This is a genomic window from Phycisphaerales bacterium (assembly GCA_020852515.1).
Classification (GTDB): domain Bacteria; phylum Planctomycetota; class Phycisphaerae; order Phycisphaerales; family UBA5793; genus UBA5793.
On record JADZAS010000037.1, the window covers coordinates 52,900 to 74,228 of the forward strand.

17 protein-coding genes are annotated in these 21,329 nt (G+C 66.2%); 6 read left to right on the forward strand and 11 right to left on the reverse strand.

Annotated features, from left to right (window positions below; genetic code table 11):
- Positions 1 to 142: 142 nt before the first annotated feature.
- Positions 143 to 799, forward strand: coding sequence for a DUF2959 domain-containing protein (locus IT430_20280; protein ID MCC6910278.1), 657 nt, complete (start codon positions 143 to 145; stop codon positions 797 to 799).
- A gap of 77 nt (positions 800 to 876) precedes the next feature.
- Here the strand turns inward: IT430_20280 and IT430_20285 are convergent, their stop codons facing one another.
- The 10 genes from IT430_20285 to IT430_20330 all read right to left on the reverse strand — a co-directional run bounded on the left by IT430_20285 (position 877) and on the right by IT430_20330 (position 15,241).
- Entirely contained in the window at positions 877 to 1,686 is an 810-nt protein-coding gene (locus IT430_20285; GenBank protein MCC6910279.1) for a hypothetical protein, read from the reverse strand.
- 142 nt (positions 1,687 to 1,828) lie between these two features.
- Positions 1,829 to 3,532, reverse strand: coding sequence for an NAD-dependent malic enzyme (locus IT430_20290; protein ID MCC6910280.1), 1,704 nt, complete (start codon positions 3,530 to 3,532; stop codon positions 1,829 to 1,831).
- Positions 3,533 to 3,806: 274 nt separating this feature from the next.
- Positions 3,807 to 4,682 carry a hypothetical protein gene (locus tag IT430_20295; protein MCC6910281.1) on the reverse strand — a complete coding sequence of 292 codons (876 nt, stop codon included), beginning with the start codon at positions 4,680 to 4,682 and terminating at the stop codon, positions 3,807 to 3,809.
- 15 nt (positions 4,683 to 4,697) lie between these two features.
- Positions 4,698 to 6,749, reverse strand: a complete 2,052-nt coding sequence (locus IT430_20300) for a DUF2961 domain-containing protein (protein MCC6910282.1) — start codon at positions 6,747 to 6,749, stop codon at positions 4,698 to 4,700.
- Positions 6,750 to 6,821: 72 nt separating this feature from the next.
- Positions 6,822 to 8,495 carry a DUF58 domain-containing protein gene (locus IT430_20305; protein ID MCC6910283.1) on the reverse strand — a complete coding sequence of 558 codons (1,674 nt, stop codon included), beginning with the start codon at positions 8,493 to 8,495 and terminating at the stop codon, positions 6,822 to 6,824.
- Positions 8,464 to 9,423: a MoxR family ATPase gene (locus tag IT430_20310; GenBank protein ID MCC6910284.1), complete on the reverse strand. Its 960-nt coding sequence runs from the start codon at positions 9,421 to 9,423 to the stop codon at positions 8,464 to 8,466. Before IT430_20310 ends, IT430_20305 begins: the two co-directional genes overlap by 32 nt.
- On the reverse strand, positions 9,395 to 11,083 hold the full coding sequence (locus IT430_20315; protein ID MCC6910285.1) for a hypothetical protein: 1,689 nt from the start codon (positions 11,081 to 11,083) through the stop codon (positions 9,395 to 9,397). The genes IT430_20310 and IT430_20315 overlap by 29 nt, the downstream gene beginning before the upstream one ends.
- Positions 11,084 to 11,588: 505 nt before the next feature.
- The gene (locus IT430_20320) at positions 11,589 to 12,461 is read right to left on the reverse strand and encodes a hypothetical protein (GenBank protein ID MCC6910286.1); all 873 of its coding nucleotides are present in this window, start codon (positions 12,459 to 12,461) and stop codon (positions 11,589 to 11,591) included.
- Entirely contained in the window at positions 12,442 to 13,683 is a 1,242-nt protein-coding gene (locus tag IT430_20325; GenBank protein ID MCC6910287.1) for a hypothetical protein, read from the reverse strand. Before IT430_20325 ends, IT430_20320 begins: the two co-directional genes overlap by 20 nt.
- A gap of 106 nt (positions 13,684 to 13,789) precedes the next feature.
- Entirely contained in the window at positions 13,790 to 15,241 is a 1,452-nt protein-coding gene (locus IT430_20330) for a DUF4932 domain-containing protein (protein ID MCC6910288.1), read from the reverse strand.
- A gap of 224 nt (positions 15,242 to 15,465) precedes the next feature.
- On the opposite strand from IT430_20330, the gene IT430_20335 reads away from it, so the two are divergent.
- Genes IT430_20335 through IT430_20345 form a run of 3 tightly spaced genes read left to right on the forward strand, consistent with a single transcriptional unit; the run spans position 15,466 to position 17,063 of the window.
- Positions 15,466 to 15,693, forward strand: coding sequence for a helix-turn-helix transcriptional regulator (locus IT430_20335; GenBank protein ID MCC6910289.1), 228 nt, complete (start codon positions 15,466 to 15,468; stop codon positions 15,691 to 15,693).
- A complete protein-coding gene (locus IT430_20340) occupies positions 15,686 to 16,453 on the forward strand; it encodes a hypothetical protein (protein ID MCC6910290.1) in 768 nt (255 codons plus the stop codon). The genes IT430_20335 and IT430_20340 overlap by 8 nt, the downstream gene beginning before the upstream one ends.
- 55 nt (positions 16,454 to 16,508) lie before the next feature.
- Positions 16,509 to 17,063, forward strand: a complete 555-nt coding sequence (locus IT430_20345) for a hypothetical protein (protein ID MCC6910291.1) — start codon at positions 16,509 to 16,511, stop codon at positions 17,061 to 17,063.
- Positions 17,064 to 17,134: 71 nt separating this feature from the next.
- On the opposite strand, the gene IT430_20350 is transcribed toward IT430_20345, so the two are convergent.
- Positions 17,135 to 18,514 carry a Gfo/Idh/MocA family oxidoreductase gene (locus IT430_20350; GenBank protein ID MCC6910292.1) on the reverse strand — a complete coding sequence of 460 codons (1,380 nt, stop codon included), beginning with the start codon at positions 18,512 to 18,514 and terminating at the stop codon, positions 17,135 to 17,137.
- A gap of 229 nt (positions 18,515 to 18,743) precedes the next feature.
- Between IT430_20350 and IT430_20355 the strand changes: the two genes are divergently transcribed.
- Positions 18,744 to 19,136 carry a BlaI/MecI/CopY family transcriptional regulator gene (locus IT430_20355; GenBank protein MCC6910293.1) on the forward strand — a complete coding sequence of 131 codons (393 nt, stop codon included), beginning with the start codon at positions 18,744 to 18,746 and terminating at the stop codon, positions 19,134 to 19,136.
- Positions 19,133 to 21,310 (forward strand): M48 family metalloprotease, encoded by a 2,178-nt coding sequence (locus IT430_20360; protein MCC6910294.1) that lies wholly within the window; start codon positions 19,133 to 19,135, stop codon positions 21,308 to 21,310. Before IT430_20355 ends, IT430_20360 begins: the two co-directional genes overlap by 4 nt.
- The last annotated feature ends 19 nt before the right edge of the window (positions 21,311 to 21,329 follow it).

The following is a 21,329-nucleotide window of genomic DNA, read 5'->3' on the forward strand; positions in this document are numbered from 1 at the left end:
TAGGCGGCCACTCCGCGTTCGGAGGGAAGAAATGGCAAACAGGTGGTCCGCCCTGACGGCATGATCCGATCAGCCGTGCTACAGATCATGCAGATAATCGCCGGTCGTTCCGAGGCCGCGTCGTGAAGAAAGAGAGAGAACCATGAATTACTCGCGCGTTTCCTGTTACGCAGCTCTGCTGGCCGCGCTGATGCTCACCGGGTGCCAGAAGGCCTACTACGGCACGATGGAGGCTTTTGGTGTGCACAAGCGCGAGATCCTCGTCGATCGAGTCGAGGAGGCTCGCGATGACCAGGAGGAGGCAAAGGAGGAGTTCCAGACGGCGCTGGATAAGTTCACTTCCGTCGTGACCGTGCCTTCGAGCGAACTCCGGGCCAAATACGATGAACTCAACGCGCAACTCAAACGCTGCGACGGCAAGGCCGAGGATGTGCGCGATCGGATCGCCGCGATCGAGAGCGTCGCCGAGGCGCTCTTCAGCGAGTGGGAAGCGGAACTCGAACAGTATTCGAGCGCCGATCTGCGGCGGCGCAGCGAGGCGACGCTTGAGCAGACGCGCGATCGCTACGACGAACTCATGCGCGCGATGAAGCGTGCCGAGTCGAAGATGGAGCCGGTGCTCGTCGCGTTTAACGACCAGGTGCTCTTTCTCAAGCACAACCTCAATGCGCAGGCGATCGCGTCGCTGCAGGGCGAGGTGGCCGGAATCGAAAATGATGTCGCCGCCCTGATCGCCGAGATGACGGCGGCGATCGCCGAGGCCAACGAGTTCATCAGCCAGATGAACGACGAGAGTTAGCTCCTGCGCAAGAGAACGCGGCTCCGGGATTCCGGAGCCGCGCTGGACATGATGGTGCCGAATTGGGAGATGCGACCTCAGCCGCCGCCGTTGCCGCCTCCGTTGCCATTTCCACCGCCACCGCCGGGACCGCGGCCGCCGCCGCGCCCACCGGGTGCGGGCGCCGGGCGCTCGTTGGCTTCTTCCTCTTCATTCTGGAACTGGTCGTGGCCTTCCTTCTGGACGGCAAGGAGCTTTTCGAGCGCCGCCTTCGAACCGGCCGAGTCGCCGGCGATGATGGCCTCTTCCAGGACGATCGCGGCCTTGATGGCCTTGATGATGGCCAGCCGCACGTCGCGCGTGTAGGTGGCGGTGTCGCTGCCGTATTTCTCTTTGGCCTGCGGGGCCATGTGCTCGGGGTCGATGAGCTGCTTGGCGCCGATGAGCGACGCCTCGATGACGCCGATGCGCGTGAGATCATCCGCCTGCGTCTCGGCGGTGAATGAGGTGCGGCGCAGTGCTCGAAGCGCCTGGCCGGCCTGGCGCATGTGGCTCTCGAACGTGGCGGGCGGCCCACCTTCGCCGCCGCGGGGCTGGCCGACGCCGGCGCCGCCGCGCGGCCGGCTTTCGAAATAGGTCTTGAGTTCTTCGCGCGTCAGGAAGCCATCCTGGTCGGCGTCGGCGACCGGGAACATCTGCTCGACGAAGCGGCCGGGCATTTCATCCTTTGCGAGTTTGCCGTCGCTGTTGGCGTCGTTCTCCATCATGCGCTCGACGACGGCGTCCACGTCGAACGGTCGCTCGCCCGGCGGCGGGCCGCCTTCGCCCCCGCCCTGGGCCAGAGTGGAAGTCGTCAGGAACGCGCCGGCGATGACCGCCGCGAGTGTGGCTGCTTTGAATGTCCGCATTTGATTTCTCCTCGTGAATGCAAGGTGTAGTTGACAGATGGATGCTCTGTCCGCACAACGGCGGATCAGCAAGGCTATTGCTCCTGTTCGCGCCGGTGAACTGCTCATCTACCGCACCGGACCATCGCCGGTTGCGGGCTGGTCACTCGGGCTGGCGATTGGGGTCCGTGTATTGCGGGTACCACATCGCGTTTTCCACGGTCTCTTCGATCGATTCATCCCGCAGCAGCCGGCCGAGATCGAGTCGCTTGGCCTCGCGCACCACCGCAATCGCGATGCGTTTCGAGACGTGGCGCAGGTCCCCCTGGTCGGGGTAAAGTGCGCCTGCCGCCAAGCGCTCGGCGGAGATGCAGTCAGCCAGCGCGCGGGCGGCGACGAGGAACATCGAGTCAGTAACCTGCCGCGCTTCGGCGATGATGCAGCCCAGGCCGAGACCCGGGAAGACGAAGACGTTGTTGCCCTGGCCGATCACGTGCCGCCTGCCGTTGTACTCGACCGGATTGAATGGGCTGCCCGTAGCGATGAGGGCCCGCCCGTCGGTCCAGCGGATTGCTTCTTCAGGCGTGCACTCGGCTTTGGACGTGGGGTTCGAGAAGGGCATGATGATGGGCCGCTGCACGTGTTTCGCCATTTCGCGGATGACGTCTTCGGTGAACACGCCGGGTTCGGCAGTGGTGCCGATGAGAATGGTCGGTTTGACGCGCGCGACGACTTCGAGCAGCTCAAATGGACCATTGCCGCGCAGGTCGCATGCGTCGAGGTCCTGTCGATCCCACGCGAAGGCGCGCTTGTGCGCATCGCGGATCATGCGCTCGCTGAAGATCAGCCCGCGACTGTCGAGGAAGGCCTGGGCGCGTCGGATGGTGGTTTCGGTCGCGCCTTCCTCGCGCATCGCGTCGCGCACGAGCCGACCGATGCCCACGCCCGCGGCGCCGGCGCCGAGATAGACGATGCGCTGGTCGCACAAACGCTCGCCGGTCTGGCGCAGCGCGGCGAGGATGCCGCCGGTCGCCACCGCCGCCGTACCCTGAATGTCATCATTGAAACTCGTGATGCGCAGGTGATATCGATCGAGCACCTGGAACGCCGTGTTCTTGTGGAAATCCTCCCATTGCAGCAGCGCGCGCGGGAAGACTCCGGCGACGGCTTCGACGAACGCCTCGATGAATTCTTCGTACGGCTGGCCGCGCAGCCGGCGGTGCCTCCAGCCGCGGTAGAACGGGTCGTTGAGCAGTTCGGCGTTGTCCGTGCCGACGTCGAGGCTGATGGGCAGGCACTGCGACGGGTGGATCCCGGCCGCGGCGGTGTAGAGCGAGAGTTTGCCCACGGGAATGCCCATGCCGCCCGCGCCCTGGTCGCCCAGGCCGAGGATGCGTTCGTTGTCCGTCGCGACGATGAGCCGGATGTTGCTGTCGGGCGAATTGCGCAGCACTTCGGCGATGCGGTCAATCTGGTCCGGGGTGATCCACAGGCCGCGCGGCTGGCGCATGATGTGGCTGTAGCGCTGGCAGGCCAAGCCGACGACAGGCGTGTAGACGATGGGCATGAGTTCCGGCAGGTTTTCGATGAGCAGCCGGTAGAAGAGCGTTTCGTTGCGCTCGCGAAGCGCATCGAGGCCGATGAACTTCTCGAGGTCATCGCGCTTGGCGCGGAGGTGTTCGAGTTCGAGCGTGACCTGCTCCTCGATGGTCTGCACCGCGGGCGGCAGCAGGCCTTCGAGGTGAAACTCGCGCCGCTCGTCCACGGTGAAGGCGCAGTCCTTGTTGGTGCGGGGGTTGCGGAGCAGCGCCTGCCCGGTGGCGACGGCGGGCGTAGCGTGACGACGCGGCATCTGAACGACTGACATGGGTGGTTCCTTTCCGGCGACCGGACGATTCGCTCCGGCGGCGGCCAGAGGAACGTCGGGCGTTACGAAGGAACGATCGCCGCGCAGCGTCGCGGGACCAGAGAGAATCGGACCCCGATTCTTGCCGAGCCCGCGGCCCCACCTGGTGCGTGAAATCGGCCAGCGGGTCCGGAAAGTGGGTAGGCAAGAGCAGCATCTCGGCATCCCGAATGCAACAACGTGAGCATTCCCGCCGCCTCCGCTCTCCGCGCGGAGGCGGCTGTCTGCGCCGTTTTCAGGAGCCAGCGAGGCGAGAGAGGGCGCCAACCAGGCGATTCAGCGCCTCGGCGCCATGGTGAAAGTGCAGTGAAGGCTCGATGAGTTCGAGTTCGGAGAGCAGAATCACGCCATCGGTACGCTCCACCACGTCGATGCGCGCGAACAGCACATCTTGTTTCGCGGCGTCAAGCGTGGCCCTGGCAAAGGCGACATGCCGCGGATCGAGCCTGGAACATGGTTCGACCCGTTCAACGCCGCCATCGAAGCGAGGGGTCTTGCGAATGGCGTGAGTTACCTTCCCGTCGATCCAGACAATGGAAACCTCACCACCCGCGTTGACTTCTTCAATGAACGGCTGAACGAGCATATCGCGACATGCGACCTCTTCGCGCAAGAACGACTCCGCGGCGTCGGTCTCACCCGTGCCAAAGCGGCGCGTCTTCCACGATGCGGCCGAAACAGCAGGCTTAATGACGATTTGCGTCGAGTCGAGGACGCTGATGGACTCCGTGACGGTCTGTGGCGATCCGCGCCGGATCAGCGCTGTGGGAATGATCGGCACGCCCGCCTCGGCCAGTTGAAACAGGTAGCGCTTGTGCATGTTCCACAGGACCGTGGAGAGTGGGTTACAGAGCACGGACTCTGACGCCGCGCGCCGCAGCCAGGCCGCGAATTGGTCGGGCCGTTTGTGGTAGTCCCACGTGGCGCGCAGCACACAGACGTCGAAGTTCGCGGGATCGTGCGCCGGGTCATCGCTGTCCCAGTGAAGCACCTGCGCCTCGAACCCCGCATCGCGCAGCGCGGCGAGCAGCGGCGCTTCGTCGAAGTCCGGCTCGGGCAACTCCTGCATGCCGACAAGCGCCATGCGCCGAGGTGAGCGGTTTCGGGGCATCGTGAACAGCGCAGGTTACTTCGCCGCTTCGAGCACGACGCAGTCAAGCCCGAAGTAGGCATTCTGGTCAACTCGCTTTGGATTGCCTCCGACCACTTCGGCTCGCAGAAGCAGTTTGCCGCCGACAGGCCCGTGCACACCGAGGTCGATCGGGCCGCTGGCCTTGCACACGCCCTGCGCGCCGCTGAAGAAGTCAACCGGCTCGCCGGCCTTCTCCCCGTCGATCGAGAACTGCACGATGCCGTAGTCCCAGCTCCTGGTCGCGTGCAGCATCACCTTGACCGGAGCGTTCGATTCACTGGGCACTTCGATCTCGATGAAATCGCCGACGTTGGTCGCGCGCACCCACAGGTGGGCGTCGTTGCTCCACGTTTCGCGGCCGAAGCCCTGCATCGCCTGCGGGCCATAGGCGAGTTCGTCCGAGTGGCCCGCCACGTTCATGCCTTCGCATTCAATAGCGCCGGCGATGGTAAACGGCGGGGGCAGCGGTGGCGGGTCGAGCGCGCCGCGTGACGCTTCGCCCGGCTGCGGCGACCGGTTGTGCGAGACACCCGGCCGGGCGTAGAAGAAGGTCGTGGCGGCGTAGCCCACGTTGCAGTCTTTCCAGTGCCACACTTCCATGTCGAACTTCAGCGATTTGCGGAACGGAATGGCGTCGAGCAGGCGCACGCGCGATACGGCGGTGTGGCCGTAGTTGCCCGGCCCATCGCAGCGCGGCTGGGCGTGGAAGGGCCCGGCGAATGGATCGGGGCAGCACCAGGCATAGCCGTAATAGTCTTCCGTGCCGGTTCCAAAGTGAGAGGGGAACGATTCGCCGTCCACGTAGATCTTCTCATCGCCCTCGCCCCACCACTCGATGACGGGGTTAGTCACGGCGAGCGAGTCGCCGACGTACACGCCCTTGCCGCTCAGTTCGATGTAGTTCCAGTCCTGCATCGGGCGCGTCGGGATCGGATCCTGCTGGCGCCAGGCGGCGTGGAAGTGCATCGAGCGGTTGTCCCAGATCCACCACGTGGTCGAGACGGTCAGCTCGGCTTCGATCTCCGCGTCTCCGAGGTATTCGAGGCTGATGGCGCCCTTCTTCTGATAGGGCATGATCCATCGCGAGGTCAGCACCGCCGCGCCATCGGATTCGACGGTGCGATACCAGTCGTGGAAGGTGTTCACGCCGATGCCCGAGCCGAAGAAATCGCCCGCGGGCGCCCAGACCGTCGGCGCATCGTCGAAGTTGGCTTTGATGACCAGTTGCCGCAGCGCATCGTCGTAATCATCGGCCTTGATGCGGCAGGTGATCGTCTCAACCGCGGCTGGTCCGGGCGCGAGCGTCACTTCGAGCCCCGCAGTAGCCTGCAGCATGCCCTGTGCGCGCAGGGTTGGTCCACCCGACCTTGTCGCCGCCGCCGCGAGGGCGCGCTGCACGGCGTCGACGCGCCCCGCCGCCTCAGCCAGTTGCGCGGTGGTGAACGACTCGACTTCGGTCCCCGGCTCATAGGTGCGGTAGTTCACCTGGTAATAGAAGCCGCTGCTGTCGCTGGTGATCTTGCAGTGCTTCGCGTAAGGAACCGGGAGATAGAGGTTCCATCCTCGGCTGCGCGTGGCAGAGAGCGGCTCGCCGATGGTGACGCCGTCGACCGACCACGTGCCGCCGAGCAACTGGTCCATCGGCGCTTCGAGTGCCGGCGTCTCGCTGCCATCGAGGTAGATGCGCAGTGTGCCCTTGGGATTGGCCGACCAGATGCGCACGACCGCGCCGGGTCCGTCGGCGTCCATCATGACCCACTCGGTGCGCCCGCCGTTGACTTCCTCGCGGATGTACTGGCTCGCATCGCCGTTGGCGAACCAGGTCTCAGCGTCACTCGCGCCGGTGGACTTGCGGTCATAGCTGCTCGCCTGGCTGCACGTGAACCACGGTTCGGGCAGCTGCGCGATGGCCTTGCGGTCAGTCATCTCGCGCAGCAGCGATTCCAGCGAGATCGCGTCAGCGGCCCGCGCCGCCGGGGCCAAAGCGGCGGCGCAGCAGACGATCAGAAGGAACGAGCATGCGGCGAAGGTGCGGCGGTGGAACATCACAAACCTCCCGGAGAAACGGTCGATCCGACTGCGAAACGGTATCGCACCCGACCCGCCGGGTCGTGCCGCTCAGGCAGATGCCGCGAGCACTTCATGGAGCAGAATCGTCGTGATGATGCGGTCGAGGTCCTCCCGCTGCTCGATATGGTGTACGTGGATGCCCTGCGCAGCGAGCCGGCGATAGAAGACCTGGTGACGGGCCGCGTGATGCAGACGATAGAGGTTGCGAAGCGCCTCGAGCGGCGTCGAGAAGTTCCCCAGCGACTCGGGCAGGATGTAGCGCGAGCCGCGCATCGTCACGGGCTGCGGGCACGCCACATGCACGCTGCGATGGCCCGCCGCGGCCAGCGCAAGATGCGACGCCACTTCTTCGCATGGTTCGCCGCCGGCGAACGCGGAGATGAACACGAGCATCTCGCGACCCTTTGACTGGCGCAAGCCCATTGCGAGCGCTTCCACCGCCCGCGCTGCACGTGGCGGGAGCGAACCATCGCAGCTTCGGCGCTGGCAGCGCCGGCAGGCGCACTCATCGGGCTGCACGATCGCGCCGCACTGCGGGCACCGCTGCGGCATGTTGGCCACGAGGTCCGGCGCGAACTCGCTGAGGAACTGATCCATGCGACCGCGGGGCGTGGCGTGATCGGGGAATTCATCCGCGAGCACGTCGTCCAGGCGTCTGCCGGGCCAGAGGTGTCGCGATCGCTTCCACGCCCGCCGGACGGTTGCCTCTACAGGCTGCTGCGCCTGGTGGTGCAGCGAGGTCAGCAGCGCCTGGCGCGGCATTTCGACCAGGCGCCTGATGAATCGGTGCATGCCGATGCCGCCGCGGCCCATCGTCTGCCGATGCACGCCCCATTCGTCATAGAGCGACAAGTGCAGAGAGATGTTCTCGTCTCGCGCGAGGGACGCAAGCCGAGCGACCAGGCTGGCGGCGTTTGCAAAGCCGCCGCTCTCCCGGGCGCCGAAGCACATGTCGATCGACGCATCGAAGATGATCCGGATCGTGAACTCGCGCGGCTCCTCGTACTCGCGCACCATCAGCCGGCCGCGCCTGGCCGTGGCTTTCCAGTCTACGCGGCGCACGCTGTCTGCGGGCTGGTGTTCGCGCAGTTCGCGGAAGTCCGAGCCGGCGCCTCGCGTCACGTGCCGGCGGGCCGTGTCGCTCGTGAGCGAACGGCGCTGGAGGAGTGCCGAACTGAGCTGCGAGCCCGAGAGATAGTCGGGCGCCACCACGAATCCCTGGCGATCGCCGAGCAGTTGCGATTTCGAGAACAGCCCCAGCAGACTCCGCGTGCTGACGATGACGCCGGGAATGACATACGACCCGGCGTGATCCAGCGAGAATTCGAAGTCGAGGTGGAGGCTTGAATTCGAGCGGAGTGATCCGCAGTACCCACCGGGCTGCAGCATGCTCACTCCCGCGGGCACGACCGGCACGATGAGGCAATCGAACACGGATCGCAGAGGATGCAGATCAACGCCAAGGTGAAATCGTCCGCCGATGATTGCGGCGTTCTGCTGGGCGAGAGACGTGATGGTCAGTCTCGCTGAGCCGATGCTTGCCTGCCGCCACCGCACGAGTTCCAGCACAAGGAAATCGACGAGCATGTAGAGGACAGCAAACACCCCGCCGAGCAGGGGCGAGCGCAACAGGACCGCGGTCAGCACGGATCCGGCGACCAGCACGGCCATTGCCAGCGCGAGGCGATGGTCAGACCAGGATCGTGGATTGGATGGCTTCATCGATCACCTGCCGGGCGGTTATGCCCGAAACTTCGGCCTGCGGCGTGAGCATGATGCGGTGGTTCGCTACGTGCACCGCCAGCGCCTTGACGTCATCGGGCAGCACGTGATCGCGGCCGCCAAGCAGCGCCCTCGCGCGACTGAGGTGGAGCAGGTCGAGCCCGAGCCGAGGGCTGGCGCCGAGCACGACGTGCCGATGCTCTCGCGTCGCGGCGCACAGTCGTACGATCAAGGACAGGATCTCGTCAGAGATCGTCACATGCGAGGCAATCTGCTGCGCGAGGCGAATCTCGTCGGGCCGGCTCGCAGGTTCAATCGCAGGCAGGGTGCGCCGATGCGCCGCCAGCAGCTGCTTCTCCTCGTCCGCGGCCGGATAGCCCGGCAGCAGGCGCATGGCGAAACGGTCGAGTTGCGCCTGGGGCAGCGGATAGGTCCCTTCGTGCTCCACCGGATTCTGCGTCGCAAACACGAAGAACGGCGGATCGAGCGCGATCGTGTCTCCCTCGATGGTGACCTGCCGCTCCTGCATCACTTCGAGCAACGCTGACTGCGACTTCGCGGGCGCTCGATTGATCTCATCGGCGAGGATGACGTGCGCGAAGATGGGACCGCGATGCAGACGGAAAGTCGCTTCGCGCGGGTCGAAAACGTTGCCGCCGAGAATGTCGGTGGGAAGCAGGTCGGGCGTGAACTGGATGCGCCGGAACGTGCAGCCCATCGCGCCGGCCAGCGTCGAGACCAGCAGCGTCTTGCCCACCCCGGGCACGCCCTCGACGAGGACGTGCCGGTCGGCGAGGATGGCGCACATGAGCAGGTCGATCTCCGCCTTCATGCCCACAACGCGCTGGGCGATCCGTCCGGCAATGCGCTGCGCGATCTCGGCGGCAAGTGCGAACTGATCAGGAGTCGCTGCAAGTCGGTCGTTCAATGTCGCCCATCCTCTCGAGATGATGCATGATGCGAAGGCTGTCCCAGTAGCAGTCGTCGAGCACGGCCGGGTCGGTGCGCGCATGGAGCGATCGGAGATCGAGTTCCATGACGTGAATCATGCGCTCCTGTACGCCCTGCGGGATGCGCCGCCGCTTGCACGCCGCGCGCAGGCCGTGTGGCGGCTGCGGCCGAAGATCGAGCCGGTCGATGAGCGTGATGCGCACGAGGCGAACGAGATCGGCCGTCACTTCCCACGAAACGCCGCTCCTGCGATCGCGCCAGGCACGATCGAGCGACCGATCCAGCGGGACGGAAGCGTGCACGAAGTGCGCCGCCACGTCCGCGCGGCGCCGCGAGCCGATGAGCGCGAGCAGGAGCACCGCGACGATCGACAGACCGATGATCGGCACGAGTGATGAGAGCGGGAAGTAGCGAGGGACATAGCCGGCGCCGCCGCCAATGCCTGGGGCGCCCTCGGCTCCCTCGAGGCGGAACTCGATGCGCCGCCAGCTGCCGTCGGGCAGGCGCACCTCACAGAACGAGTGCCGCTGGTTCTCCACGAGTCGGGTTTCGACGCCCACCGCGTTGGCGACGACGAAAAAAGCGCGCGAACGATGTCGGCACACGCCGCGGCGCTGCAGCGCGACCGTAAGGAATTCGTTGCGCTGCATGCGCGTCCGATCGATCGGCCCGACGGTGAAGCCGGCGAAATACGACTGCAGGCGGCGCACGGTTCCGGCGTAGGTCGGCGCCGGCAGGTCGCCGATCGCGGCCACCACCTGCTGCGCATCGGCGGCGACGTTGGGCGGCAGCGGCGCTGCGGAAGGCTCGAACGGAACCTCCGGCAGCGCCGCGAAGGCGTAATCCGGCGGCGCGATGATCGTGTAGCGCAGCCGCACCTTTCCGCGGTAGTTGCTCGACACATAGAGGCCGTCGCCGTCGTCCTGCGCGAACGTAATGTCCACGTCAGGCGATGTGCGGCACTCGACAATGATGCTGCCCGGCGCGGGCGCGGGGAGGGGCACGGGCTGGGTTGAACGGAAGACGACCTGGACGTCGGCGCGATACGCCTTGCCCCGTTGCGGCGCCGGGCCCAGCGGGCCACCCTCGACCATCGGCGCAGGATGAAACTGATACGCGGAGTCGACCGTCGAGAACACATGCAGCCGATGCGTCCAGTAGAGCGGCGGGTCGAACGCCTCATCCCGCCGCGCATACACGCCGTCAATCGAGGTCTCGAGATCCATGTCCGGCGATCGGCCGAAGTCGAGCGTGGCCGGATCGAGCGTGGGATCAGGATCGAATTCGCGGTAGACCGGCTGGCTGGGCATCGAAGACCAGCCGCCTGCAGCAGCCTTGGCGGCTCTGGCTTCGGTTGCGTATGCGGCCGACCACTTGGCGCCGGTCGATGCGCGAATGGAATCGAAGGAAAATGAAAGTCCGCCAACGCGGCTGAGCGCATAGACGCCGCACGCGATCGCGGCGACGACGAGCAGCGGCGCCAGAAGCGCGCGGTATCGAGATAACCATGCGCCGATGCGGCCGAATCGATGTGCGACGGGTTCCGGCTCGACTGCGTCGGGGAGCACGGCCGCAAGCCGCTCGGCGAGAGTGGCGCCGTCCCGGCACTCGGCGCTGCTGCCGCCCTGGCCGTACACGCAGCGCTCGAGCAGTGCGGTGAGTCGCTGAAACTCCGCGGGGGTGGCAAAGCCGCTTTGCTGCAGGCGGTCGCGCAGTTCGGCAGGAGTCAGGCCGCCGGGGGGACGATCCGCCCCCGCGCCGCCTTGAGGATGAGGCGCTGGTAGAGGTGGAAGAAGGTGTCCTGCTCCCGATCGGCCACTGTCACTCCCGTGCCGCTGCCACCGGCGCGGCGACTTATCCTACGGAAAGCCGGGCGCGGCGACCAAGGTCGCGGCAGCCGGACGTGCGCTGGGTAATCGCATGAACGGGATCACTTCCGCGAGGCGGCCGGCGTTTTCTTCCGCGTCCGTGCACCAACCACGGCGAGTTGGGCCGAGCTTCAAAGACAATGTGGTCGTGGACGGCCGCATCATCACCGGCCAGAACCCCGCCTCCGCCCGCGGCGCCGCGAACGAAGTGGTCAAGACGCTGGCGACGAATCAGCGCGACGACGACAATTAAGGCCGCGGGCGCAGCCGCCGCTCAATTGCCCGCCGCGCTCGTGCGGCCGCGCGCGCTGCCCCCCGTCGCCCCCGCCGCTTCGCGCGGCGTACGGCCGTACAGGACGGCCAGGCCAATGAGGGCGAGGATGGTCATGTCTACGAACAGCAGCGGCGCGAAGACCGGGGCGCCGTAGATGAGCCGGTTCATCAGCGCCACATCGCGCTCCTCAAGGCCCGCGGCAAGGTGGAGGTAGAACCCAACCAAACCTACGAGCGCCCCGGCCACCATCACCAGCATGCACATGCCGATCTCGAATCGCGTCAGACGCCGCACGAACGGCAGGACAAGAAACGCCACGCCGAATGCTCCGGCTGCGACGGAAACCCACTCGACGTCGTAGAAGAAGCCGTTCTGCGCGTGATCGGTGACGCTGAAGGCGAAGTTGCCGATGTAGCCGCCCAGCGCCAGCAGGATGACCCACAGCGGCCAGTCGGGATCGTCCGCATCGACCATACGATTCATGATGAGCAGCAGGCCCAGGCCGGTGTAGGCCAGCGGCGCTGCGAAAGGCGCCGAGTAGACGAGGCTCTTGAGCGTGCGCGCCTGAAAGAACGAACTCTCGAGGTGATACATCGCCCCGGCGATGCCCACGGCGATGCACGCCCAGCCGACGAGATGCCCAAGCACCGACCAGCCGAGCAAGCGGCCGCGCGCGTACATCCACAGCGCCGGCACGAGCAGCAGCGGAGCGCCCAATGACAGTCCCAGCGGGATGTACTCCGCGTGGTGGGCGAAGAAGTTCATCTGGTGCGCGAGATAGATGTCCGCCGCGAGCCCGGCGATGTTGAGCAGCGCGAACAGTTCGATCCACACGCGGTGATCGCGCAGCAGGCTACTGGTCCGGCGCTGCATGTTCGCTCCGCAACTTCCTGGCTTCATCCTCGATGCGCACGGTGTGTTCGAGGATGGGGTAGTTGCCGTGCCACTGCACGAAGTCAGCCCCGCCCATGAAGGCGCCGTGCTTGGCCGTGCGGCCGTAGTAGTGCCACAGGTCGAAGTAGTCGAACTCGATGGGGTGCGTGAACGGCCCGCCGACGATGAGCCCCTCGGCTCGCAGCGCATCCATGGTGGCGCGCACGGCGGCGATCTTCTCGTTGGTCGCCTTCACCACCGCATCGCCCTGCTCATACACGCGGTTGACGATGGTCTCGGTGTGGCAATGCATGCATACGGCTTTCATCTCTTCGCGGGCCCGCACCGCGCCGGGGCGCTCCTCGGTGATCTCGGCAAAGAGGTAGTAGCCGAGCCGGTCGGAGGGGTCGTGCGTGACGGCCATGCCGTTGAGGCCGCTCATGTGGCAGGTGGCGCAGGTGGGCACGAACATGTCGCGCGTGGTGAGTTCATTCGGCGGCGCGCTGAGGTTGAGCTGATCGCGCTGGGCGTGGAACATCACGCCGTGCTTGCTCTCGGTGTAGATCTCGATCTGCGAGTGATCGGGCCCCATGTGGCACTGGGCGCAGGTGGAAGGCAGGCGGGCGACCTCGACCGACGACGTGTGGCGCGTGTGGCAGGCGGTGCAGGTGCCGATCGTGCCGTCGGCATTGGGCTTGCCGACGGAGTGGCACGAGGCGCAGCCCGAAGCGATGGCCGCCTCGCCTTCGAGCGCCGCCAGCGCGTTGGGCGGGCGGTTGACAGCGCCGGGATGAAACTTTTCGGCGTGGGCGATCTGCTCGGGCGTAAAGTCGCGCGCGCCGGACACCGCCGCCCACGAGGGAGCCGCATGCCGGCTGCGCAGAAACTGCTGGTACTCCTGTTCGTGGCACGAGCGGCAGTTCGCTGCCGTCACGTGCGGATTGATCTCAAAGCCGTAGTGCTCCTGCGCGCTCTGGCCCTGCTGCGCGCTGTGGCAGTCGAGGCAATTCACGTTCTTCTCCGCGTGCACGCTGAGTTCGAACTCGTGCACGATGGAATACTGCGTGCGCGAATGGCACTCAGCGCACTTACCCGTGGCACGGACGAACTCGGGGCTGGGCTGCTTCGTCACCACGGCCGGACGGAAGGAGTTGATCATGACCACGAGGGTGATCAGCGTCGCGCCGATGATGACGGCGACAAAGACATTGGCAAACTTCATCGATGGCTCCAATTGCCGAATTCAAGTCATTCAATGCATCCTATTGCGCGGAGGCGCGCGGGCCAACTGAAGCGAACGGCTGAGGCGGGTATGAGGGTGACTTCATTCAGCGCGGCGCGGTCGAGAAGGTGACCGCCACCGGATCGAGCGGCCATCCATCGGCGCTTCTGAAGCCGCTGTAACCGATGCTGTTGAGCGAGAACCGGTACGTCCTGCCCGGCTCGAGGCGCACGGGCAGCACGAAGACGCGGTCATCCTGCTCGAAGCGGCCGCGCTGCGTGGAGGGCGGCGTATCCGCCGGCCGGCCCACGACCGACATGCCACCAGGGTTCATGGGCTTGTCGAACTCGATGACGATCGCCTCGAGGTCGGGACTCACATCGCGCGCCCCATCGGGCGGCGTGAGCCGCACGACGTGAGGCAGCGCCGCCATTCGATCCTCGATGTCCTGGGCCACCTCGTCGAAAAGCGCGACGATGCGCGGCATGAATGACGCGAGTGTCGGGTAGGTCTCGCGCGACTGTTCATACTCGGCGAGCAGTTCGGAGAGTTCGGGTGTCCAGAGGAAGCCCCGCGCCACTTCGTTTCGCAGCGCCGCCGCCGCCTCGCGATCGCTGCCGTGGGCGACGAGGAAGCGGTGCGTACAGGCGCGGACCATCGATTCGTAGAGCATGGTCTGGGCGCTGCCGTAGGCCTGTTGTTTCATGATCGCAGCGCGATGGCGGTAGATCTGCTCCGCTGCGGTCCGCATCTGCCCGATGTTGGCGTCGACGAGCGGGTTGCAGAATGAATGGCAGAACTCGTGCGTGATGGTGCCGGCGTCATCGGCGCTGAACACGGGTAGTCCCGCGTCGTCAAAGCGGCTGGCGCCGATGATGGGGAGGATCTCAAGCCGGCCGTCAGGGTAGACGACCTTCACGCCGTAGTTGCCGCCGCCGTTGAGCAGGCCGACGATGCCGGTGAACGAAGCGCCGGGCGAGGCGCCGAAGTAGCCGTCGATCCACTGGCGATAGGGCCGGCGGGCGATCTCGGCTTCGAGTTTTTGCGCTGCGGCGTCGTAGAAATCGCGGTGCGCATCGAAAAACTCGAATGCCTTGCTGTCATCGGCAAACTGCTGCAGCGCGGCGAGGAATTCCGTCGCCGCCTGAGGCGACCAGCGCGATTCGAGTTGAACTTTCGGATCGTCGAAGGGAATCTTCGGCTCCAATTGCGGGCCGCCCTTGAGATGCACGGCATACGACGCCACGGCGTCGTAACTGATGCCGCGCTCGGCGCGCAGTTTCGCGGCCAGTTGAATCGTCGCGTGCTCCTTGAACGGCCCGAAGTGCGCATCCACCTCCTGCACATACGTCGCCGTCGGCGCCATCGTGTATTCGCGCGCTCCCACCAGGCGAAACACGATCGACATGAGTTCGACCCGCTCGTCTACGCGCACCGGCACGGCCATCGCATCGGGTTGCTGTGACCGCACGCGCCCGGCCAGCGAGAGAAACAGACCCAGCGCGACCGTGGCCATCCACGATGTGCGACTCGCGCTGCCGATTCGGTTCGTGTGCATGATGCGCCACTTCTAGCGGGACGCGCTGCCGGTGTCAACGCTGCGGCGGCGGTCTCTGCCCGCCTCGCTGGCAAAGGGACGCCCCAGCCCCGGCCCAGGCCGCTTCCGGGGCCTGGGCCCTCACGAAACGGCCCGCCGGGGTGATTTGCCCGTTTTGAGGAAAACTCCGACGGAGTTGTACAATAAACTTGACAGAATGTCGAATAAACTGTACACTAGCGGAGATGAAGCCCCGGCACGATATCGACAACGCCGTTCGCCAGCACCGGTTGATGAGCGGCCTGACCCAGGAGGACCTCGCGGACCGGGTTGGAGTCACCCGCCAGACCATCCTCTCGATCGAGAAAGGGAAGTACACGCCCTCGGTCGCGCTGGCCCTGGCGCTGGCTCAGGTGCTGGGCGCGACAGTCGAGGCGCTCTTCAAGTTGAAAGCAGGCGATGAAAATGAGTGAGGCGCGATTCACATTTCGATGGCCCTTCCCGATGGCGACGCTGGCCGGGGGCGCGCTGGTCGTTGCCGGGTTCTTTCTGACGGGCGTGAGCTGGTGGTTCTTTCTTCTCGCGGCGGCCGGGGCGCTGGGCCCGGGGCTGCTTCGCGAACTGGAGATTCTTAACGATCGCGATGAGTTCCAGCGCCGCGCCGACCACCGCGCGGGCTACTTCGCATTCCTCGTCACGGGGTTCGTCGCGTTCCTGATGGTGGCGTTCATCCGCTCCGGCGGGGTGTTCGAACATCCGGAGCGCCTGCCGAGTTTCCTGCTGGCGCTGCTCTGGTTCACCTGGTTCTTCACTTCGCTGCTCTCGTACTGGGGCGCGCCGCGCACGGCCGCGCGCACCCTCTACGCATTCGGTGCGGTCTGGCTGGTGTTTGCCATCCTGAGCAACCTTGGCGAGGAGTGGACCGGTTGGGCCGCGCTGCTGCTGCATCCGCTGCTTGCCGTGCCGTTCCTCGCGCTCGGCTGGCTCGCCACGCGCACGCCGCGCCTGGCGGGGTGGCTGCTGCTTCTCGCGTCGGCCGGGTTCATTGTTCTGTTTGAAGTGCCGCGCCTGCAGGCCGGCGGGCTGCCTTCACTGGTCGATGACGGCGCCATGCTTCTGTTCATCGGCCCGCTGCTGGCCAGCGGTATCTCGCTACTCAGTGAAGGTCGAGGCGAGAGTGAAGACGAGTCCGACGACGATGCCGCGCCCAGCAGCGGCATCACACCTGATTGAGTCACCATCAACATGCGGCCGACGCATGTTCGGCCGCCAGACAGGAGGAAGCATCATGAAACCGCTACTGAGCATCATCTGCTGCTGCGTGGCAGCCGGCCTCATCGGCCTGGGATTCGCAACGCCCCAGGCGCCATCAACCGCCCCCGCCCCGGCAACCATCGCCAAAACGCGCATCGGCATCTTCGATTCGCGCGGCGTCGCACTGGCCTACGGCCGCTCGAAGCGAGCGGACTGCATGCTCGCAAAGGTCGAAGAGATCAGTAAGGCACACGACCAGGCCAAAGAAGCGGGCAACGAGAAGCGGGTGCGCGAACTCGAAGCCCAGGCCATCGCCATCCAGGATGAGATCCACAAGCAGGTGTTCAGCGGAGCGCCGATTCCCGAAGTGCTCGCCCTGATCAAGAAGGACATGCCTGCGATCGCCAAGGAAGCGAACGTGGCGCTTATCGCCGGCGACGTGCTCTACCACGGCGACGACGTTGAACTCGTCGATGTCACGCTGCAGATGTGCGCGCCCTTCGAGCCGGATGCGGCCACGCTCAAAATGATCAAGGACGTAATGTCCAAACCGCCCGTGCCCGAATCAGAGTTGCGCACCGATCGCTGATCGCCAGCGATGGATGGCAAAGCGCCCGCGGCAAAAACGCCGCGGGCGCCGTTTCGCGTTGAAGTCGCGATTCAGCTCATCCGGATCGGCTCGAAGCCCTTGCGATACTCGCGCCGCACGATGGTCTTGTTCGCGTCGGCGTGGTTCGTGAATGTGAGTTTCGGGCGATCCCAGTTGAGTACCTGCCCCGGATACCTGCACGCCTTCACGGCCAGCAGGCCAGGCTCGGTGCAGCGCAGTCCCGCTTCGAACGGCGCCCAGCGGTGCGGCGTGTCCTTGCCCAGCGCCTTGTCCACCCACGCGTGCCAGTGACTGAACTTCTCGTACGTCGGCAGTCCCGGCCACGCCAGCCCGTCGGTCTTCTGCCCCTCGCGCCAGATCTCGATCGGGCCGCTGGGCGCGAGCACCATGGTTCCGCCCTCGCAGACCACAATGGTGAAGATGCCGCCGGGCCAGTCGCCGTCGCCCAGGCCGAGTTGCTGGCGATCCGGCTGCAGGCCGGTGTCGTAAAAGTAGAAGTTGCAGGTGCTGTTGGCGAACCTGGGGCTGTTGACCTCATACGTCAACGTCGAGAGCACTCGATCGGCGTGGAAGTTCGAAACGTCGCGGCTGTGCGTGCGCGAGCACACCTGCGTCGGGCTTTGCAGTTCGGGGAAGGCGTAGAAGACCACGTCGGTGAGATGAACCACCCAGTCGGCGATCTGCCCGCCGCCGTACTTCCACCAGCTGCGCCACTGCCGCTGGACCATGTTGGGCCGGCAGGGCTCGAACTGGGCGCCGTTGAGCCAGAGGTCGTAGTCGAATCCCGCGGGCGGATCGCACGGTTCTCCGAGCGCGCCATCCGCAAAGTAGTGCCCGCCTGAGAGCGCGCCGCCGCCGAAGGCGATGTGCACTTCGATGACCTTGCCCAGGGCGCCGCTCTTGAGAATGTCCACGGCAGCGCGGCGGGCCTCAGATTCAATGCGCTGCGCGCCCGTCTGCGTCACGAGATCAGGCCGCCTGGCAATGGCCCGACTGAGCAGTTCCAGTTCCTCGAGTTGCTGCACGAGCGGCTTCTGGCCATAGACGTGCTTGCCGCGCGCCAGCGCCATGGTCATGATGGCGCAGTGCGAATGGTCGGGCGTCGCGACGATCACCGCGTCGAACTTGTCGCCGTATTTATCGAACGCTTCGCGGTAGTCGGCGCAGGTGAACGCATCGGGGTGGTCCAGAGCCGCCTGGGCCAGCGCGTTGGCGTCGATGTCGCACAGGCCGACGATCTCGGCATCGGGATGCGAAGCGATGTTCTTGCGGTCGGCGCCGCCGATGGTGCCGATCACGCCGATCGAGAGCACGCGCAACCTGGTGTCGCGCAGAAACGACGAGCCCAGCGCCGGCAGGCCCGAGAGGGTAACGCCGGCGACGGCGGCGGAGCGGACGAACTCGCGACGGGAGAGATGCTGAGCGGCCATGGGGTGTCTCCAGGCTGGCGGGGGATGGGGGCCGACTGTCCAATCTTTGCCGGCCGCCGGGAGATATCGAATCCCGGTCTGCGCCGGTTTCGCCATCTGGTCGGGTGCAACCGCCGTTTGCGGCGACCGTACCACGAGTTACGAAAATCTTCGTCATTTCTGAATCCGTTCTCTGGACTTGACGAAAAGCTTCGTGTATCGTCGCCCAACAAGCAGGCAGGAGCGATCGATGGCGCGCAAGAGCGAAGAACGCAGGCCGACCGAAGCCGAACTGGCGATCCTCGGCGTCATCTGGCGGCGGCAGGCCGCCACGGTGCGGGAGGTCTTCGATGACCTCAGCCAGATCCAGGACGTCGGCTACACGACGGTCCTCAAACTCATGCAGATCATGACCGACAAGGGCCTGCTCGAGCGCGACGCCTCCGTTCGCCCGCAGGTCTACCGGGCCACCCGGCCGCAGAAGCAGACACAGCGTCTGCTGCTGCGCGATCTGCTCGATCGCGCCTTCAGCGGCTCGCCGGGCCATCTTGTTCTGCAGGCCCTGTCGATGCGCAAGTCAACGCCTGAGGAACTGCAGGAAATCCGCGATCTGCTCGATCGTCTCGAGGAGCGTGAGCCATGACGTGGGATCTGGCGCCGGCCACTTCGACTCTCACCGCCCTCGGCTGGGCGGTCATCCACTTCACCTGGCAGGGCGCGGTCATTGCCGCGGTGGTGGCCGCCCTGCTTGCCGCCGCGCGCGATCGCTCGGCGCCGGCCCGCTACGCCATCGCGTGCGCGGGACTGCTGGGTTGCGCGCTCTCGTTCGGCATGACCTGGGCCATCCTGCTTCCGGGGTCCGTTGCGGCTCCGTTGGATCTTGCCGAGATAGAAGGGCTCATCGCCGCGCTGCCGGCCGAAGAGGCCGCGCTGCGGCCGGTGGACATCGTCGCCTGGCTGTGGCTGCTGGGTGTGCTGCTGTGCTCGCTGCGCCTGGCGGCGCAGGCGCTGGCGGCGCGCCGGCTCAAGACCAGTCTCGTCGAGCCCGCCGAACGGCGCTGGCAGCGCATCCTCGACGACCTGTCCAACGAACTCGGTCTGCGCACATCCATCCGACTCCTTCGCAGCGGCCTGGCGGAAACACCGATGGTCGTCGGCTGGATCGCGCCGGTCGTGCTCGTGCCCGCGGCGGCGTTTGCTTCACTCACGCCCGAACAGTTGAAGTCGCTGCTCGCGCACGAACTCTCGCACATCCGCCGGGGCGATCACCTCATCAACGCGCTGCAGGCGATTGTTGAAACGGTGCTGTTCTACCACCCCGCGGTCTGGTGGATCTCGCGCCAGATCCGCATTGAGCGCGAGAACTGCTGCGACGACATCGCAGCGCGCGCCGCCGGCAGCGGCCGCATCCTGGCCGAAGCGCTCGCCCGCCTCGAATCGATCCGCATTACTCCCCCTCAAACCGCTCTTGCAGCCAATGGAGGTCCACTCATGAATCGCATTGCCCGTCTGCTCGCTCTGCCCGCTCCGTCTCACACTTCGACGCCGCGCTGGCCGGGGGTGGCGGCGCTCGCCGCTGCGGCCGTGCTCACCGTCGGCGGCCTGGCCCAGGCCACCGCCATGAGCGGCATGCTCAGCGAGCCTCCCACGCAGGAAGAAATCGACGCCTGCCTCGAGACCGCCATCGTCCGCCTGCAGGAAGGAATCGACGCGGGCCAGCTTTCCACCGACGATGCTCTCGCGCGCCTCGATGCGCTCCGCGCTCACGTCGCCGCGCGCGGAAGACGCGTTGTCGTCGCTGCGCCGCCGGACGCCAGCCGTCGAAGCGACGAGCCATCCCGCGCCGCCGCAGCGGGAATGACGGCGCGTCACCTCGCGGTAGCCAAGCAGCATCTTCAGGAGGCGGCGCGCGCGGGCCAGATCAGCGAGCAGGAGATCGGCGAGCATCTCAAGTCGCTTGAGATGGCGCTCGCCCAAAGCGCCAGACTGCACGCCCACGCCGAGGAGGCAGCCGGGGCCCTCCGGCGCGCCGAACCGACCGAGCCCGAGGAGATCGCGGCCGTCGAAGAAGACCTCATGCCGCTGCTCCGTCTGGCTGAGATTCATGCCGATCGATCCACGACCGATGTCTCGGCGCTGACGCGAAAGATCGCCGAGTCATTGCACACCGGCGATCTGTCCCCTGCCGAAGCGCACGAACACTTCAGCGCGCTGCGGCAGGTCGAGACGCTCCCCGAGCAGGCGCGCGATCACATCGACATGGCTCTGCGCCTTCGCAGCGAAGCGGCCGCCGAAGTCGCCGCTGCCGATCAGGCTGCGCGGGAGCTCGACGCCGTCGCGCGCGATGTGCACGCCGCCGTGCTGGCCGGCCAACTGACGTCCGAGGAAGCGCACGCGAAACTGTCGGAGATTCAGCGCGCCAAGGCCGATCGGGCCCGCCTCGCCGCCGAACTCGAACTGGTGCAGGTCCGGCGCGACCAGGCCAGAGCGGAACTTGAACTTGCCCGCAAGCGTGATGCGCACCGGGGTGACGTTGAAGTGCCCATGCTCGCTGACGTTCCGCTGCTGCACCGCCGCCTCGCGGGGCGCGCCGATGAAGCGGCGGCGCTCCCGCGCGAAGCCGCGCCCGAGGCCATCGACCCGCGCGCTCCGGCCGCGGCTGAGTCTCGCGCCTCGAGCCGGCGTCAACTGCACGAACGACTGATGGGCCTGCTTGAGCAGTTGCGCGACGAGGTGGACAGCGGCGCCATGACCGTCGAAGAAGCGCGGGCCGTGCTCGATGCGCTCAAGGCCGAACTCGGCGGCGGCGATCGCTGAGTCCCCTGGGAAGAAGAAT

Excerpts from the sequence above, each read along its gene's own strand:
- IT430_20335 (MCC6910289.1), top strand. The coding sequence starts at position 15,466 with ATGAAGCCCCGGCACGATATCGACAACGCCGTTCGCCAGCACCGGTTG.
- IT430_20360 (MCC6910294.1), top strand. The coding sequence starts at position 19,133 with ATGACGTGGGATCTGGCGCCGGCCACTTCGACTCTCACCGCCCTCGGC.
- IT430_20290 (MCC6910280.1), bottom strand. The coding sequence starts at position 3,532 with ATGTCAGTCGTTCAGATGCCGCGTCGTCACGCTACGCCCGCCGTCGCC.
- IT430_20340 (MCC6910290.1), top strand. The coding sequence starts at position 15,686 with ATGAGTGAGGCGCGATTCACATTTCGATGGCCCTTCCCGATGGCGACG.
- IT430_20345 (MCC6910291.1), top strand. The coding sequence starts at position 16,509 with ATGAAACCGCTACTGAGCATCATCTGCTGCTGCGTGGCAGCCGGCCTC.
- IT430_20320 (MCC6910286.1), bottom strand. The coding sequence starts at position 12,461 with ATGCAGCGCCGGACCAGTAGCCTGCTGCGCGATCACCGCGTGTGGATC.
- IT430_20305 (MCC6910283.1), bottom strand. The coding sequence starts at position 8,495 with ATGAAGCCATCCAATCCACGATCCTGGTCTGACCATCGCCTCGCGCTG.
- IT430_20285 (MCC6910279.1), bottom strand. The coding sequence starts at position 1,686 with ATGCGGACATTCAAAGCAGCCACACTCGCGGCGGTCATCGCCGGCGCG.
- IT430_20280 (MCC6910278.1), top strand. The coding sequence starts at position 143 with ATGAATTACTCGCGCGTTTCCTGTTACGCAGCTCTGCTGGCCGCGCTG.
- IT430_20295 (MCC6910281.1), bottom strand. The coding sequence starts at position 4,682 with ATGCCCCGAAACCGCTCACCTCGGCGCATGGCGCTTGTCGGCATGCAG.
- IT430_20350 (MCC6910292.1), bottom strand. The coding sequence starts at position 18,514 with ATGGCCGCTCAGCATCTCTCCCGTCGCGAGTTCGTCCGCTCCGCCGCC.
- IT430_20325 (MCC6910287.1), bottom strand. The coding sequence starts at position 13,683 with ATGAAGTTTGCCAATGTCTTTGTCGCCGTCATCATCGGCGCGACGCTG.
- IT430_20330 (MCC6910288.1), bottom strand. The coding sequence starts at position 15,241 with ATGCACACGAACCGAATCGGCAGCGCGAGTCGCACATCGTGGATGGCC.
- IT430_20300 (MCC6910282.1), bottom strand. The coding sequence starts at position 6,749 with ATGTTCCACCGCCGCACCTTCGCCGCATGCTCGTTCCTTCTGATCGTC.
- IT430_20355 (MCC6910293.1), top strand. The coding sequence starts at position 18,744 with ATGGCGCGCAAGAGCGAAGAACGCAGGCCGACCGAAGCCGAACTGGCG.